Below are 16,208 nucleotides of genomic sequence, written 5' to 3' on the forward strand. Positions count from 1 at the left end.
ATCACCATGCGCCGAGTCTCCCGCGGGCTCACCCGAGTTTGGGATCGCCCCATGACACTTCGGCACGCGGCGCAGGGGGTCGCAGAACGTACTGCTAGTACCGCTCGCTACGCCGCGAACGCGCCGAGCGCCAGGCTCAGCGCCGCGACGGTTGCGGAGTCCTGGATGCGCCCCTCACGCACCATGGTCCGCACCTCGTCGACCGGGAACTTCGTGCAGATCAGCCCCTGCTCGGTGACCTCCAGCGCCTGCTCGCCCTGCTCCAGGTCCCGCGCCACCCAGACGTCAAACGGCTGGTTGGCGATCCCGTAGGCGAAGTACAACCGGCCGAGCTTCTCGATCCGCCCGGCGCGCAGCCCCGTCTCCTCCGCCAGTTCGCCGCGCGCCAGCTCCTCAGCGGGCGCAGACGGTGAGTCCTCCCAGGCGCCTTGCGGCACCTCCCAGAAGCGCGCGCCGACCGGATGGCGGTACTGCTCGACCAGCCACACGGACCGATCGTCGTCATCGAAAGGCACGATCACCGCCGCCGGCGGCTTCTCGACCACCGCGTAGATCCCCGGCGATCCGTCGGGCAGGAGGGTCTCGTCCTCGCGGACCCGCATCCAGCGGTTCTCGTAGACGACCTTCGTCGCGGTGACCTCGATCACCCCGCCAATCCTCGCAGGTGCCGAATCGCCAGGGTCAGGCCAGCCAGGTCACCGTCGCCCTCGACGCGCAGCGCGCGCGAGACCGACTCCAGCCGCCGCAGCGCTGCCGCGCGCTTGTCCAGGAACGCGTCGACCGCGTCGGCCGGCGAGGTGTCCCCCGCCGCCTCGCGCAGCGCCTGCTCGCTCAGCACCCGCCGCGCGTCGAGCACGTCGTCCAACAGCGCCTGCTGCGCCCACCGCTGCACGCGCGTCCCCGCCGGCAACCCGAGCACCTCGCTCTCCAGCCACTCCAGCCCGAGCCGCTCGCCCAGATCGAAGAACGCGGTCGCGACGTCCACGACGTCCCGGCGCGTCGACTGCGCCACCACCACGATGTCCGGCGCGTGCCGCAGCGCCCGCTGGAACGCGTGGCGCCGCGCGATCTCGTCGGGCACGCCCGCGTCGATCAGCTCGATCGCCAGCGTCTCGTGCTCCTCACGCCAGCGCTCGGACCGCAACTTCGGCATCGCCTCCGCCAGCGTCACGAACGCGTCGCCGACCGACTCCACCGTCTCCTCGACGTCGGCCTCCGGCGCGTGCAGCAGGTACCACCGCGCGACGCCCGCGACGAGGTCGTCGACCCCATCAAGAAGTCGCCACGCCGCGTCGGCGTCGATCGTCGCGACCTGACCTTCGATCTCCAACCACCGCTGCGTCGCGCCCGTGACCTCGCGCGCGATCCGGTAGGACCGCACGATCTCCGCCGGCGACGCGCCGAGCTCGCCGCTCAACCCGGACACGAACGTCGGCCCAAGGGCATCAACAACGTCGTTGGCCGCCAGCGTCGCGACCAGCTCGCGCCGCAGCGGGTGCTCGGCCAGCAGGTGCCCGAACCGCTCGACCACCGGCCGCGGGAAGTAGGAGCGCAGGTCGTGGTCGAACGCCGCCTCGTCGGGCAGATCCGAGTGCAGCAGCGCGTCGGTCAGCAGCCGCTTGGAGTAGGCCACCAACACGGCCAGCTCCGGCCGCACCAGCCCCCGCCCCGCGCGCCGGCGCTCGGCCATGTCGTCGCTGGTCGGCAGCGCCTCGTCGCGCCGGCGCAGGATCCGCGCCTCCTCCAGCGCGGCCATCAGGTCCTCGTAGGCGAACACGCGCGCGGCGCTCGACCGCACCTCCTGCGACAGGATCTGCGCCTGGAGGAACGAGTCGTAGAGCACGTGCGCGACGACGTCCTCGGTGACCTCGGCCAGCAGGTCGTCGCGCGCCTCGGAGTCCAGCTCGCCTCGCCGGACCGCCAAGTCCAACAGGATCTTCAGGTTGACCTCGTGGTCGGAGCAGTCGACCCCCGCCGAGTTGTCGATGAAGTCGGCGTTGATCAGCCCGCCGTGGCCGTCGTGCCCGCCCTCCGACGCGTACTCGATCCGCGCGCGGTGCGTGAACCCGAGGTTGCCGCCCTCCCCCACGACCCGCGCGCGCACGTCGCGCCCGTCCACCCGGATCGCGTCGCTGGACCGGTCGCGCGCGTCGGCGTCGCTCTCGCCGCTCGCCTTGACGACCGTGCCGATCCCGCCGTTCCACAACAGGTCGACCGGCGCGCGCAGGATCGCGCGGATCAGGTCGGCCGGCGCCAGCTCGGCGTCGTCGATCCCCAGCGCGCGGCGCACCTGCGGCGTCAACGGGATCTTCTTGAGGTTGCGCGAGAAGACGCCGCCGCCCTCGGAGATCGCCTCGCGCGCGTAGTCGTCCCACGACGACCCGGACATCTCGAACAGCCGCTCGCGCTCGGTGTAGGACAGCTCTGGGTCCGGGTCCGGATCAAGGAACACATGTCGGTGGTCGTAGGCCGCGATCAGCTTGAGCGACCGTGACAACAACAGCCCGTTGCCGAACACGTCGCCCGACATGTCGCCGATCCCGACGACCCGTACAACATCCTTCTCCGGGTCCGCGCCGAGCTCGCGGAAGTGGCGCTTGACCGACTCCCACGCGCCCTTGGCGGTGATCCCCAAGCCCTTGTGGTCATAGCCCGCCGAGCCACCCGACGCGAACGCGTCGCGCAGCCAGAACCCGCGCCGGACCGCGATCGCGTTGGCGGTGTCGCTGAACGCCGCGGTGCCCTTGTCGGCCGCGACCACGAGGTAGGAGTCGTCCTCGTCGTGGACGCGCACGCCCTCCGGAGCAACCGTCGACCCGTCTTCGGCCAAGTTGTCGGTGACGTCGAGCAAGGCCTCCACGTAGCGCACGTACTGGCGCTTGACCGCCTCGCGCAACGCCGCGCCGTCCTCCGGTCGCTCCTTCAGGAAGAACCCGCCCTTGGCGCCTGTCGGCACGATGATGGAGTTCTTGGTCATCTGCGCGCGCATCAACCCGAACACCTCGGTCCGGTAGTCCATGCGGTCGCTCCAGCGGATGCCGCCGCGCGCGATCCGGCCGCCGCGCAGGTGGATGCCCTCCATGTCGGGCGCATAGACGTAGATCTCGAACAGCGGCGCGGGCTGCGGAATCGCCGGCACCTCCGCCGACCGCAGCTTGAAGGCCAACGCGTCGCGGCCGTTCTTGTAGACGTTGGTCCGGACCGTCGCGTCGATCAACCCCAATTGGTTGCGCAGGATCCGGTCGTGGTCGAGCAGCTCGACGGCGTCCAGGTCTTCGCGGATCTCGCCCCGCAGCGCCTCCTCGGCCGCCTCCGACCCGTCGCCACTGCCGCCCCCGTCTCCGAGCGCGAAGCGCAGCTCAAACAGCCGGATCAGCTTCGCCGTGATCTCCGGGTTGGCCGCGATCACGTCGTTCTGGAAGGACTCCGTGTAGCGTGAGCCGATCCGCTGGCGGTAGCGGCGGTAGGCGCGCAGCACCTGCACCTGCGGCCAGCGCAACCCAGCACGCACGACCAGCCGGTTCAGCGAGTCCGACTCCGCGTCGCCGCGCCAGACCGCCTCCAGCGCCTCGGCCACGCGCTCAGCCACCGACGCCAAATCCAGCGGCTGGTCGTCGGCCGCGCTGAGCACGCCGAAGGCCTGGACCCACAGCTCCTCGTCGGCCTGGAGCCGCGCCGGGACCTCCTCGATCACGCGCAGGCCCAAGTGCTCCAACATCGGCGTGGCCTGCGACAGCTCGATTTTCGGCCCTCGCCGGTAGAACGCAACCCGCGTGCGCCGCGCGCTATCGGCGCCCCGCTCGTCCTGCAACCCCACCAAGAAGTCCGCACGGCCGGTCGCCAACGTCTCGAACCGCTCGACGTCCTCGGCCGCCAGCAGCGGCTCGGCGCCCGCGCGGTAGGACTCCGGCAAGCGCTTGAGCCAGCGCGCCGCGAGCATCCGCCCGCGCTCGGGACCGTGCCGGTGCACCAGCGCCGCCGCCACGCGGTCGCGCCACGTGCGCGCCTCCAGGATCAGCCGGCGCTGCAGGTCCTCGACGTCGACCTCCGGCAGCCCGCCGCCCGAGCGCACCGTCAGGTGCAGGTAGACGCGGTCGTCCTCGCCGAAGACCTCATGTTGTTCAACATGGTCGGTGCGATAGGCCGAGGCGACCATCCCGCGCAGCCGCTCGCGCAGCGTCGCGCCGTAGCGTTCACGCGGCAGCGTGGCGACCAGCGACGCCCCGCGCCCGTCAGAAGACCTCCGGCCCAGCAGCCGGACCTCGTCAGCGCGCAGCGTGAGCAAGACGGACAACTGCGCGCGCAGGTCCTCGACCGGCGCGGCGAACAGCTCGCCCTTGGGGTAACCGTCGAAGAGCGTGATCGCCGCCTTGGAGTCGTGCGAGCCCTCGATCAGGTCCTCGGCATCGAGGATCCGGCGCAGCTTGTCGCGCAACAGCGGCGTCGAGGACGCGGGCTCCGCGTAGGCGCGCGTCGTGAAGAGCCCGAGCAGCCGCGCGCTGCCTGCCAGCAGCACGTTCATCGGCTCGCGCCGGTGCACCGGCGACAGCGTGTGGGTCTTGGTGATCTCCAGCGCCGGCGGCTCGCCGCTCGCGCCACCGCCCGCCGGCGGGTCGTGCGCCGGCACGCGCAGCTCGCCCGCCTCCCGCTCCTCGCGCAGCAGCCCCAGCCCGCTGCCCGGGACGTCTTCGTCGCGGAAGCCGAGGAAGACGAAGTGCGACTCGCCGACCCACTTCAGGAACGCCTGCGCCTCGGTCAGCTCGACGTCGAGCCGCTCCGCGCCCGCCTCCACCTTCTCGGCCAGCGTGTCCAGCGACCCGCGCAACGCCGCGTGGTCGTCGACCACCGCTCGGACCGTCGCCAGCACGTGGCGCGCCGCGTCCTCCAGATCGGCCAGCTCCTCCGGCGTCAGCCGCCGGTCCAGCTCGAAGTGCATGACCGACTCGCGCGGCGCCTCGCGCGGATGGGCGATCGCCTCGATCCGGCCGGACGACGTCCGCCGCACGCCGATGATCGGATGCGTCACCCGCACCGCCCGCAGCCCGCGCGCGCTCAGCTCCGCGGTGATCGAGTCCACCAGGAACGGCAGGTCGTCGGTGTTGGTCTCCAACACCGAGCCGGGCGTCTCGTAGCCGTGCTCGCCGCGATAGGGCGTGAACGCCCGCACCGCCGCGACCGCGCCGTCACGCGCGTCGGCGAGCGCGAACGCGCCGCGGACCTCCGCGAGCAGCGCCTCGGCGTCGCCGTCTCCATCGGCGCCGTCGGCCAACGGCGCGCGGTGCAAGTACGCCCGCGCGAACGAAGCCAGCGTCTCGCCCTCACGGGCGCGCGCCAGCTCGACGACCTCGTCGGCCGACCCAGCCGACGACGACTCCTCCTGAACGCTCACGGGCGAAACCTACCCCCGCGGGAGGACCCCACCCCCAGCTTGCTCCGCAACGTACGAAGGGCGCCCCACCAGGGGCGCCCTTCGGTCCAGCGTGAAATGCGGTGCGACAGGCGGCCTACGAGCCGAGGCGCTGCTCCAGCGCGGCGAGCTGCGTGCGGATCTCCGTCGGGAGATCGTCGCCGAACTTCGCGAGGTGCTCCTTGACCTGCGGCAGCTCGTCACGCAACGCGTTGACGTCCACCGACAGCACCTCGGTCAGCGCCTCGTCGGCGATGTCGAGGCCGGAGATGTTGATGTCCTCCTTGCGCGGGACGAGGCCGACGGGCGTCTCATCCGCCTCGACCTGACCCTCCAGACGGCGGACGACCCACTCCAACACGCGGGAGTTGTCGCCGAAGCCCGGCCACAGGAACTTGCCGTCAGCGCCCTTGCGGAACCAGTTGACGTAGAAGATCCGCGGCGGCTGCGCGCCCTTCTTGGAGCCCATGTCCAGCCAGTGCTGGAAGTAGGACGCCATGTTGTAGCCGCAGAACGGCAGCATCGCGAACGGGTCGAAGCGCAGCTGGCCGACCGTGCCGAACGCGGCCGCGGTCATCTCCGAGGACATCGTCGCGCCGAGGAACACGCCGTGCTCCCAGTCAAACGCCTCGCGGACCAGCGGCACGACCGACGCGCGACGCCCGCCGAACAGGAAGGCGTCGATCGGCACGCCCGCCGGGTCCTCCCACTCCTCGGCCATCGACGCGACCTGCGTCGCCGGGACCGTAAAGCGGGAGTTCGGATGCGCGGCCGGGTGGTCGGCCTCCGGCGTCCAGTCGTTGCCGTGCCAGTCGATCAGGTGCGACGGGACGTCCTTGGTCATCCCCTCCCACCACGTGTCACCGTCGTCGGTGAGCGCCGTGTTGGTGAAGACCGCGCCCTTCTCCAGCGCCTCCATGGCGTTGGGCGTGTTCTCCCAGCCGGTGCCCGGGGCGACGCCGAAGAAGCCGTTCTCGGGGTTGATCGCCCGCAGGCGGCCCTCGTCGTCGTACTTCATCCAGGCGATGTCGTCGCCGATCGTCTCGACCTTCCAACCCTCGATGGTCGGGACCATCAGCGCCAGGTTCGTCTTGCCGCAGGCCGACGGGAACGCGCCGGTCACGTACTTGACGTCGCCCTCCGGCGAGGTGAGCTTGAGGATGAGCATGTGCTCGGCCATCCAGCCCTCGTCGCGCGCCATGATCGAGGCGATCCGCAGCGCGAAGCACTTCTTGCCCAGCAGCGCGTTGCCGCCGTAGCCCGAGCCGTAGGACCAGATCTCACGGGTCTCGGGGTAGTGGACGATGTACTTGACCTCGGCGTTCGTCGGCCACGGCACGTCCGTGTCGTCCGGGCCCAGCGGGGCGCCGATCGAGTGCACGCACGGCACGAACTCGCCGTCCTCGCCGAGGACGTCCAGGGCGCCGGTGCCCATGCGGGTCATGATCCGCATCGAGACGACGACGTAGGGCGAGTCGGTGATCTCGACGCCGACGTGCGACTTGTCCGAGCCGAGGGGACCCATCGAGAACGGGACGACGTACATCGTCCGGCCCCGCATCGAGCCGGCGAACAGCTCGCCCATCGTCTCGCGCATCTCGCTCGGCGCGCGCCAGTTGTTGGTCGGGCCGGCGTCCTCCTGCTTCTCGGAGCAGATGAACGTGCGGTCCTCGACACGAGCCACGTCGCTCGGGTCCGACCACGCCAGGTAGGAGTTGGGGCGCTTGGCGTCGCTGAGGCGCTTGAACGTCCCTGCATCTACCAGCTGCTGGCAGAGGCGGTCGTACTCCTCCGCCGAGCCGTCACACCAGTAGATCTCGTCAGGCTGCGTGAGGGTGGCGATCTCCTCCACCCACGCCGTCAACCTGGCGTTCTTCGTCGGAACCGTGATGCTCACGTCACTTCCTCGGTATCGGATTCAGCCGAGGCGAGCGGGGAATGGGTAAGACGGCCCACCTCGGTGCGCATTCCCGAAAGCTACCCGTTCGGGCTATTGGAGGCATCCCGCACTTGCCCAACCTCTGGCCGGTTGGGGGGTGGTTCGTCCAAGCCGTATGGCGGGGTAGCGGCCGATTCCGCCACCCCGTCCAACGGGCGAAACCGGCTAGGAGCCGGGGTTCTTGCGCGGGACCAGCACGAGGCGCTTGAACTCCGCGACCAGCGTGCCGTCCTGGTTGAAGACGCGCGTGTGGACCTTGACGGTGCCACGGTCCAGCTTGGTCTTCGACTCGCGCTTCTCCAGCACCTCGGACTCCACGAACAGCGTGTCGCCGTGGAAGACCGGGGCCGGATGGCTGAGCTCCTCGGTGGCGAGGTTGGCGATCGCCTTGCCGGAGACGTCGCTGACGCTCATGCCGAGCGCGAGCGAGTAGACCAGCGGCCCGACGACGACGTTGCGGCCCTGCTGGGAGTTGGCCGCGTACACGTCGTTGAGGTGCAGCGGGTGGTGGTTCATCGTGATGAGGCAGAACAGGTGGTCGTCTGACTCGGTGACGGTCTTGGCGGGCCAGTGCTTGTAGACGTCGCCCACCTCGAACTCCTCGAGGTAGCGGCCGTAGGGGTGGCCGCCGGTGGACTCGCGCTCGCGCTGGTCGGTGGTGAAGCCGGAATCGGACATCTAGTTGTTGTCTCCTTGGGTGGGGCTGTGCTCGATTCGGCGCACGAGGCGCCACGCGGACGGCAGGACCGCCGCGCCGATGGCCGCCTTGACCAGGCCGCCGAAGATGAACACCGTGAAGCCGTAGTGGATCGACCAGCCCCAGTCCTGGTCGGTGGCGAGCTTCACGCCGATGACGCCGGGGACGAAGACGATCAGCTGCCCGACGACGAACGCCAGCGCGGCCGTGGCGACCTTGCGGTCCTGGCCCAGCTCGGCGAGGCGGCCGACGACCGCGGCGGCGAGGATGAAGCCGAGCAGGTAGCCGCCGGACGCGCTCCAGACCGTCGACCAGCCCGAGGCGCCCTCGGAGTAGACCGGCAGGAACAGGCCCATCAGGACGTAGAGCAGGAGCGAGGCGGCGCCGCGGCGCATGCCGAGCGTCGCGCCGATGAGGCCGACGCCGAGCGTCTGGCCGGTGATCGGGACCGGGGAAGGATCGACCGCGATCGAGACCTGGGCGAGCAGGGCCATGAGGCCGGCGCCGCCGATCACGAGCGCGACGTCGCGCACGCGCTCGCCGGGCAGCACGTCCGCGAGGACACCCGGCCGCGACGCGGTGTTGGGGATGGCGTAGGAGGCGTTCATCGGCGCGGACCCTAGACGAGAAGGCGTGTGCCTCGACCCCTGCCCTGACCGAACGGCGATGCTTCGTTGACTCGCGAGTCAATATCTTTCGCCCATGCGCAGCCCCCGAGACTTCTTCCAGCCGCTGGCCGTCGGCGCCCCTGAGCCGCTCCGCGAGATCCCGTTCCCGCCGTCGCGGATGATCCACTTCTTCGACGCGTCGAACGAGAAGATGGTGGCCAAGCTGCCCGACACGATCGCCAAGGCGGACATCGTGCTCGGCAACCTCGAGGACGCGGTGCCGGTCGATCGCAAGGAGGCCGCGCGCGAGGGCCTGGTGAAGGTCGGCAAGACGGTCGAGCTCGGCGAGACGCAGCTCTGGACGCGCGTCAACTCGCTGGAGTCGCCGTGGGTGCTGGACGACCTCACGACGCTGGTCTCCGAGATCGGCGACAAGCTCGACGTGATCATGGTCCCGAAGGTCGAGGGCCCGTGGGACATCCACTACGTCGATCGCCTGCTCGCGCAGCTCGAGGCGCGCGCCAACGTCAAGAAGCCGATCCTCGTGCACGCGATCCTGGAGACCGCCCAGGGCGTCGCGCACCTCGAGGAGATCGCGCAGGCCTCGCCGCGCATGCAGGGCATGTCCTTCGGCCCGGCCGACCTGGCCGCCTCGCGCCGCATGAAGACCACGCGCGTCGGCGGCGGCCACCCGGGCTACGTGTCGATCTCCGACCCGGACCCGCAGAACCCCGACGCCCCGCGCGCCACCGCGCAGCAGGACCCGTGGCACTACTCGATCGCGCGCATGGTCGACGCCTGCACGTCCAACGGGATCCTCCCGTTCTACGGTCCGTTCGGCGACATCAAGGACACGGTCGCCTGTGAGGCGCAGTTCCGCTCGGCGTTCCTGCTCGGCTGCGTCGGCGCCTGGTCGCTGCACCCCGTGCAGATCGACATCGCCAAGAAGGTCTTCTCCCCGGACCCCGACGAGGTCAAGTTCGCCAAGAAGGTCATCGAGGCGATCCCTGACGGACGCGGCGTCCACATGATCGACGGCAAGATGCAGGACGACGCGACCTGGAAGCAGTGCAAGGTCATGGTCGACCTCGCCGAGCAGCTGGCCGCGAAGGACCCGGAGCTGGCCGAGGCCTACGGCTTCGAGACGGCAACGGCGTAGGGCAGCCGAACGCAACCCGGTGTATAGGCTCCCGCGCCTTCTCACCCTCCCCCTGACCGGAGGCAACAACCCTTGAGATTCTTTGAATACGAAGCCCGCGAGATCGTCAAACGGGCCGGAATCCCTGTCACCGACTATGGATTCACCACCGACGCACAAGAGGCCAAGGAGATCGCGGCCCGCATCGGCGGACCCACGGTCATCAAGTCCCAGGTGTTGTCTGGCGGCCGCATGAAGGCCGGCGGCGTGAAGTTCGCCGACACCCCGGAGGAGGCCGAGGCGCACGCCAAGGACATCCTCCAGCTGGAGATCAACGGCCACCAGCCGCGCGGCATCCTCGTCGACCCGCGCGCGGAGTTCGAGCAGGAGTACTACGCGGGCGTCGTCTGGGACGGCACCCGCAAGCAGCCGGTGATGATCTTCTCGCCGGTCGGCGGCATCGACATCGAGCAGGTCGCCGAGGAGCAGCCCGACAAGGTCGGGCGGCGGCACTTCTCCAACATCCTGCCCTTCGGCGACTTCGAGGCCAAGGAGGTCATCGCCTCCACGGGCGTGACCGGCGGCGCGCTGAACAAGCTCGTCCCGATCCTGACCAAGCTCGCCAAGCTGTTCGTCGAGAAGGACATGACGCTGGCGGAGATCAACCCGCTGGCACGTATGGCCGACGGCTCGTTCATCGCGCTCGATGCCCACATGGACATGGAGAACGAGGCGCGCGGGCGGCACAAGAAGCTGCTCGCCGACCTCGGCGTCGGCGACGATGAGACGCGCGAGGCACGCGAGCCCACGGAGTTCGAGCTGGCCGGCGAGGCCGTCGACTCCCAGGACCACCGCGGCGTCGCGGGCAACGTCACGGAGTTCGACGGCAACCTCGGGCTGGTCATCGGCGCCGGCGGCGGCTCGCTGACCCTGTTCGACGCGGTCCGCAAGTACGGCGGCGACCCGGCCAACTACTGCGAGATCGGCGGCAACCCGTCGGTCTCCAAGGCCAAGGGGTTGGCCAAGTTGGTGTTGTCCAAGCCGGGCGTCGACAAGATCGCGGTGATGATGTCGATCGTGTCCAACACGCGCGTGGACATCGTCGCGCGCGGCGTCATCGCGGCGTGCCTGGAGCTGGGCATGGACCCGGCCGAGAAGATCGCGATCTTCCGGATCCCGGGCGCGTGGGAGGAAGAAGGCTTCAAGATCCTCGAGAAGTACGGCGTGGAGTACGCGGACCGCTCGGTGTCCTTGCACGAGGCGGCTTCGCGTGCCGTCGAGAAGATCCAAGGAGCGGCTGCTTAATGTCGATTCTCGTCAACGCGGACACGACGTTCATCGTCCAGGGCATCACCGGTCGTGAGGCCGTGAACCTGACGCGCGAGTGTCTGGACTACGGCACCGGCGCGAAGATCGTCGGCGGCGTGACCCCGGGCCGTCTGGGCCGCGAGGTCCACGGCGTGCCGGTCTTCGACACGGTCGCCCAGGCGGTCGCCCACCACGGCCAGCCCATCGACGGCTCGGTCGTGACGGTCCCGCCCGCGTTCACCAAGGACGCGGTCTTCGAGGCCATCGAGAACGGCATCAAGATCATCGTGATCGTCACGGAGCGCATCCCGCGCCGCGACGTCGCACAGATGGTCGAGCTGGCGTCGCTGCGCGGCGCCCGCATCATCGGCCCGAACTGCCTCGGGATCATCGTCCCCGAGGTCATCAAGATGGGCGGCATCGGCGGGCCGGCAAAGGACGCGGCCAAGTCGTACAAGAAGGGCTCGATCGGCGTCATCTCGCGAAGCGGCGGCATGACGACCGAGATGTCCTCGACGCTGTCCGCCGCGGGCCTCGGGATCTCGACCGCCGTCTCGATCGGCGGCGACGCGATCATCGGCTCCACCTACGCGGAGCTGATGCCGCTGTTCGAGGCCGACGAGGAGACCAAGGGCATCGTGATCTACACCGAGCCGGGCGGCCGCATGGAGGCCGAGCTGGCGCGGTGGGTGACCGAGAACGACTCGCGTCTGCCGATCGTCGCGTTCATGGCCGGTCGGTTCATGGACGAGATGCCGGGCATGAGCTTCGGCCACGCCGGCACGATCGTCGAGGGCAAGGAGGACACCGCGACCGAGAAGATCGCGCGCCTCGCCGAGGCCGGCATCACGGTCGCGGAGGAGATCTCCGCGATCCCCGAGATCATGAAGTCCAAGCTCGCGGAGAGGAGCGTCAGCGCATGAGGGTCGACGGAACGTTCATCGGCATCGAGGTCGACGACGCCATCGTCGACGACGCGGCCGTCGCCGCCAAGCTCCGCGAGGTCTGCCCCGTGGACATCTACGGCGACGCCGACGGCAAGGTCCAGATCGTCCAGGGCAACGTCGACGAGTGCGTCCTCTGCCGCCTCTGCATCGACGCGACCTCGCCCGAGCAGGTCAAGGTCCTGAAGTTGTACGACAACGAGGCCTCGCTGGCTTAGCCGGCCGCCTCATCGTCACCGCTTCATCGAAGGGCGCCCCAGGGCGCCCTTCGTCGTCCTAGGATCAGCGCATGGACGCGCCGCGCTTCTTCCACCCCACGCCCGCCGGCTACAGCCACGCGGTGCGGATCCCGCGTGATCGGGAGATCGTGTGGACGTCGGGCCAGGTCGGCTTGACCGAGGACGGCGTCGCGCCGCGCACCATGGAGGCGCAGGCCCGTCTCGCCTTCGAGGCCGTCGGCCGCGCGCTGGAGGCCGCAAGCGCGAACTGGCACGACGTCGTCAAGTTGACGCTCTTCGTGACGTCGACCGACGAGATCGAGACGCTGCGCCGCGTCCGCGACGAGTTCGTGGACACGATCGCGCCGCCGACCTCGTCGCTGGTCGTCGTCGCCGGGCTGTTCCGCCCGGACCTGTTCGTCGAGGTCGAGGCGGTCGCGGCCGTCGCGGCCGCGCCGGCGACCTAGCGCCGCTCGGTCGCGAACATCTTCAGCGCGTGCTGCCCAGCGGGCGACGCGCGGTGCTCGCGGACGATCTCGGCCATGCGCGGCGGGAGGGTCTCGATCGTCGGGAGCGCGACGGCGTACTGGGGCGGTGCGATCAGCGGCGCGGCGAGCGCCGAGAAGGTGAGGTCGGCGATCGAGAAGGCGTCGCCGACGAGGTAGGGACGGCCGTCGGCGAGGCGCTCGTCGACGTCGGCGAAGATCGCGCGGAAGGTCTGCTCGGCATCGCGGGCGGAGCCGTCGTCGATCTTCAACACCGTCTTGACCGTGAACCCGATCGGCCTCTTGCCGACGCGCCAGAGCGTCTTCTGCCAGGCGCTGACGCCGTCGGTGATCGGGATCGTCGTCAGGTCCGGGTGATCCAGCAGCGAGTGGTAGACCCACAGCCGCGTCGCCGGGCCGAGGCGCTCGTCGTAGTCGTCGGCCAAGGCGCGCGCCTCGGCGTCGTCGCACTCCACGCGCGCGCCGCGCGCGTCGGCGTAGGCGATGATGTCGCTGGACTCGCCCAGCATGCCCGTCTCGGCGCAGATCAGCACCGGCGCGGTCATGTTGCGACGGCGCAGGGTCGCGAAACGGTGAACCGCCGGCAGGTAGCGCTTCTCGTCGTAGACGATGCCCGCGCGGTCCAGCGCCCACCGCGCCTTCTCGCAGTAATGGCTGACCGGGATCGTGATCAGGACCGGCGGCTGTCCGCTCATGCACGCGATCATCTCCGATCCGCGAGCGCCTGGCCATTACGCTGTATGTAATGCCGGAGCTTCCCGAAGTCGAGTTCGCTCGCGCCCTGATCGCCGAGCACGGACTCGGGCGGGAGATCGTCGCGGTCGACGACTCCGACACGTACGTCTGCCGCCCGCACGCGCCGGGCGAGATCGGCGAGGCGCTTGTCGGCCACCGTCTCACCGAGGCCCACCGGCGGGGCAAGTCGATGTGGATCGAGACTGACGGCGGCCCGGTGCTGGGCCTGCACCTCGGGATGGCCGGACGGATCGTGATCGACGACGAGGCCGCGGGCGACTACTGGTCCGACGGCGGTCGCAAGCACCTGCCCGTATGGGATCGCTTCACGCTGCGCTTCGCCGACGGCGGCTGGCTCGCGCTGCGCGACAAGCGCCGGCTCGGCCGCGCGATCCTCGATCCCCGGATCGACCGCCTCGGGCCCGACGCCGCCGACGTCTCCCGCGACGCGTTCCGCGAGCGCGTCGGCCGCGGCGAGCTGCCGCTGAAGGCGCGCATCATGGACCAGACGGTGATCGCGGGCGTCGGCAACCTGCTCGCCGACGAGGCGCTGTGGCGCGCGAAGCTCGACCCGCGCCGCCCGGCCGGCCGGCTGGACGACGACGAGCTGGATCGCCTGCGCCGCGAGATCCGCGCCACGACCCGCCGGGCGCTAGAGCGCGGCGGCGTCCACACCGGCGACGTCATCCCCCACCGTCGCCGCGACGGCGTCTGCCCGCGCTGCGGCGCCGACATGGCGCGCGCGACGGTCGGCGGGCGCACGACGTACTGGTGCACCGCCGAGCAGCGCTAGACCGGGTAGAAGCGCTTCATCAACGGCAGCAGGATCGACCGCGGCGTCAGGCGGCCGCTCATCGTCACGCCCTTGATGGCCAGACCAGGGACGATCACGCGCTTGTTCTTGGCCAACCCGTCGATGGCGATCCGCGCGCAGTCCTCGCTCGACACGCGCGCGAAGTCCGGGACGCCGTCGAAGGCCTCGGTCATCCCCGCGCGAGCGGCGAACTCCGTCTCGACCGGCCCCGGGCAGAGCGCGCTGACCGCGACGCCCAAGTGCGACACCTCGGTGTGCAGCCCCTCGGCGAAGCTCAAGGCGAAGGCCTTGCTCGCCGCGTAGGTCGCCTGGCCAGGGATCGGCTGCATTGCCGCGCTCGACGCGACGATGAGGATCGCGCCACCGCCGTCGCGGGCGATCAGCTTGGGGACGTAGGCCCCGCTGAGCCGGACGACCGCCTCGCAGTTCAACCGCACCATCTCGGCCTCCGAGGTGGTGTCCAACTCCGAGAACTGCCCCGCCGACCCGTAGCCCGCGTTGTTGATGAGGATGCTCACCTCGAGGCCCAGCGCCTCGACGCGACCCGGCAGCGCGTCGGTCGCCGCCGGGTCGATCAGGTCGCACGCCAGCGCCTCGGCGCGAATCCCATGTGCGTCGGCCAACTCCTTGGCCAGCGCCTCCAGGCGGTCCGCCCGCCGCGCCACCAGGACGACGTTGTGCCCGCGCTGGGCGAGCTGCCGAGCGAGGTCGACGCCGATCCCCGACGAGGCGCCGGTGACCAGCGCGGCCGTGGTGGACGACGGTTCGGGGAGAGCCATGTGAGCGATCCTAACCGGCTTCTACTTCAGGCGCGCGCGGTACTTCACCATGAACTTGCGCGGCCAGTCCTGATGGGTCTGGCGCTTCAGCCGCGCGACGCGCTCCTCGTGGTACGGGCTGCTGAGCGACTCGTTGTGGCCGATCACGTTCTTGTCGCTGATCCCGTACTTGGCCTGCAACCACTCGGTCAGGCGCAGCGACGCGCGGATCATCCGCGTGTTGTCGAGCACGCCCGCCTCGCTGAAGCCGACGTGCTCGATCCCGATCGCGGTGTAGTTGAGCCCCACCGTGTGGCGGCAGATCCACTTCAGCGACACCAGCTGATGGATCTTGCCGGCCGTGTCGATGATGAAGTGCGAGCAGATGCCGGGCAGCTCGTGCAGCTCGACGTCGGGCGCGTCGGCGGCGAACGTGTTGAAGGCCGACGCGTAGGTTGGGCCGGCGGTCATGTGCTCCACGATGACCTTCGGCGCGATCAGCCGCGCCCGGTTCAGGCCGTAGTGCCGGACGGCGTAGGCGCGGGTCTCGGCAACCCGCTTGTCGCCGAACGGGATCGGGTCGTGGACGATCGGCGGCATCGCGGCGAGGGGCATCGCCGCGAGTCTAGGTCGGCTAGGTCGCGTCCCGCCGCAGGGAGAACGCCACAGGTCCGGACCGACACAGGACCTGGGTCTCGCCGCGGACCCACGTCAGGCGGACCGACGCGGTGCCGTGCGGGCGATCCCCGACCACCATCTGCAGCTCGCCCTCGAAGCTCCGGCGCCATCCGTCCGTAGCCTCGAGCTGCTGCGGCGCCTCGTCCGCGGTGACCTCGTCGCCGTTCTGCGCGTACAGGTCCGGCGACGGCGACCACACGAACGTCTCGGGCTTGGCGCCGCCGTCGCAGCGCAGGCGCACCTCGACGCTGACGCCGTCCAGCCAGCGGCCGTTGATCGTCGCCGTGGCGGCCAGCCCTTGGGCCGTCCGGCCACGCCAGTCGGCGGGGTCGGCGCCTGAAGGCATCGGCGACTTCTGCGGGTGGAGCGCGGCGAAGACGACCAGCCCGATCGCGAGCGGGACGATCACCAGCCATGCGCCCAGCTTCGGGGTCGCCATCACCCGGTGATCGACCGCT

General features: G+C 70.2%; 15 protein-coding genes. 6 read left to right on the forward strand and 9 right to left on the reverse strand.

Going from position 1 to position 16,208, the window contains the following annotated elements; translation table 11 throughout:
- Positions 1–107: 107 nt before the first annotated feature.
- The 5 genes from ACT01A_RS06610 to ACT01A_RS06630 form a co-directional block, all read right to left on the reverse strand.
- Positions 108–647, reverse strand: coding sequence for an NUDIX domain-containing protein (locus tag ACT01A_RS06610; RefSeq protein WP_445151448.1), 540 nt, complete (start codon positions 645–647; stop codon positions 108–110).
- Complete coding sequence (locus ACT01A_RS06615; protein WP_445151449.1) at positions 644–5,389, reverse strand: NAD-glutamate dehydrogenase; 4,746 nt, start codon at positions 5,387–5,389, stop codon at positions 644–646. The genes ACT01A_RS06610 and ACT01A_RS06615 overlap by 4 nt, the downstream gene beginning before the upstream one ends.
- 115 nt (positions 5,390–5,504) lie before the next feature.
- On the reverse strand, positions 5,505–7,304 hold the full coding sequence (locus tag ACT01A_RS06620) for a phosphoenolpyruvate carboxykinase (GTP) (protein WP_445151450.1): 1,800 nt from the start codon (positions 7,302–7,304) through the stop codon (positions 5,505–5,507).
- A 207-nt stretch (positions 7,305–7,511) separates the two neighbouring features.
- Entirely contained in the window at positions 7,512–8,024 is a 513-nt protein-coding gene (locus ACT01A_RS06625) for a MaoC family dehydratase (RefSeq protein WP_445151451.1), read from the reverse strand.
- Positions 8,025–8,651 carry a biotin transporter BioY gene (locus ACT01A_RS06630; protein ID WP_445151452.1) on the reverse strand — a complete coding sequence of 209 codons (627 nt, stop codon included), beginning with the start codon at positions 8,649–8,651 and terminating at the stop codon, positions 8,025–8,027.
- Positions 8,652–8,745: 94 nt separating this feature from the next.
- Between ACT01A_RS06630 and ACT01A_RS06635 the strand changes: the two genes are divergently transcribed.
- The 5 genes from ACT01A_RS06635 to ACT01A_RS06655 all read left to right on the forward strand — a co-directional run bounded on the left by ACT01A_RS06635 (position 8,746) and on the right by ACT01A_RS06655 (position 12,726).
- Positions 8,746–9,810 (forward strand): HpcH/HpaI aldolase/citrate lyase family protein, encoded by a 1,065-nt coding sequence (locus ACT01A_RS06635; RefSeq protein ID WP_445151453.1) that lies wholly within the window; start codon positions 8,746–8,748, stop codon positions 9,808–9,810.
- 72 nt (positions 9,811–9,882) lie between these two features.
- Positions 9,883–11,094, forward strand: a complete 1,212-nt coding sequence (locus tag ACT01A_RS06640) for an ATP-grasp domain-containing protein (RefSeq protein ID WP_445151454.1) — start codon at positions 9,883–9,885, stop codon at positions 11,092–11,094.
- Complete coding sequence (locus ACT01A_RS06645; RefSeq protein ID WP_445151455.1) at positions 11,094–12,020, forward strand: succinate--CoA ligase subunit alpha; 927 nt, start codon at positions 11,094–11,096, stop codon at positions 12,018–12,020. Before ACT01A_RS06640 ends, ACT01A_RS06645 begins: the two co-directional genes overlap by 1 nt.
- Positions 12,017–12,259 carry a hypothetical protein gene (locus tag ACT01A_RS06650; RefSeq protein ID WP_445151456.1) on the forward strand — a complete coding sequence of 81 codons (243 nt, stop codon included), beginning with the start codon at positions 12,017–12,019 and terminating at the stop codon, positions 12,257–12,259. The genes ACT01A_RS06645 and ACT01A_RS06650 overlap by 4 nt, the downstream gene beginning before the upstream one ends.
- A 71-nt stretch (positions 12,260–12,330) precedes the next feature.
- Positions 12,331–12,726, forward strand: coding sequence for a RidA family protein (locus ACT01A_RS06655; RefSeq protein ID WP_445151457.1), 396 nt, complete (start codon positions 12,331–12,333; stop codon positions 12,724–12,726).
- Here the strand turns inward: ACT01A_RS06655 and ACT01A_RS06660 are convergent.
- Positions 12,723–13,460, reverse strand: a complete 738-nt coding sequence (locus ACT01A_RS06660; protein WP_445151458.1) for a glutathione S-transferase family protein — start codon at positions 13,458–13,460, stop codon at positions 12,723–12,725. The genes ACT01A_RS06655 and ACT01A_RS06660 overlap by 4 nt on opposite strands.
- A 50-nt stretch (positions 13,461–13,510) precedes the next feature.
- Here ACT01A_RS06660 and ACT01A_RS06665 point away from each other — a divergent pair, with 50 nt between their 5' ends.
- Entirely contained in the window at positions 13,511–14,293 is a 783-nt protein-coding gene (locus tag ACT01A_RS06665) for an Fpg/Nei family DNA glycosylase (RefSeq protein WP_445151459.1), read from the forward strand.
- Here the strand turns inward: ACT01A_RS06665 and ACT01A_RS06670 are convergent.
- The 3 genes from ACT01A_RS06670 to ACT01A_RS06680 are packed head-to-tail and all read right to left on the reverse strand — an operon-like array spanning position 14,290 to position 16,189.
- Positions 14,290–15,093, reverse strand: a complete 804-nt coding sequence (locus ACT01A_RS06670; protein ID WP_445151460.1) for an SDR family NAD(P)-dependent oxidoreductase — start codon at positions 15,091–15,093, stop codon at positions 14,290–14,292. The two genes, ACT01A_RS06665 and ACT01A_RS06670, sit on opposite strands and share 4 nt — an antisense overlap.
- Before the next feature lie 21 nt (positions 15,094–15,114).
- Positions 15,115–15,687: an N-acetylmuramoyl-L-alanine amidase gene (locus ACT01A_RS06675; protein ID WP_445151461.1), complete on the reverse strand. Its 573-nt coding sequence runs from the start codon at positions 15,685–15,687 to the stop codon at positions 15,115–15,117.
- Between the two features lie 19 nt (positions 15,688–15,706).
- Complete coding sequence (locus ACT01A_RS06680; protein ID WP_445151462.1) at positions 15,707–16,189, reverse strand: hypothetical protein; 483 nt, start codon at positions 16,187–16,189, stop codon at positions 15,707–15,709.
- Between the last annotated feature and the right edge of the window lie 19 nt (positions 16,190–16,208).

The sequence above is a fragment of the Baekduia sp. Peel2402 genome, from assembly GCF_052567285.1.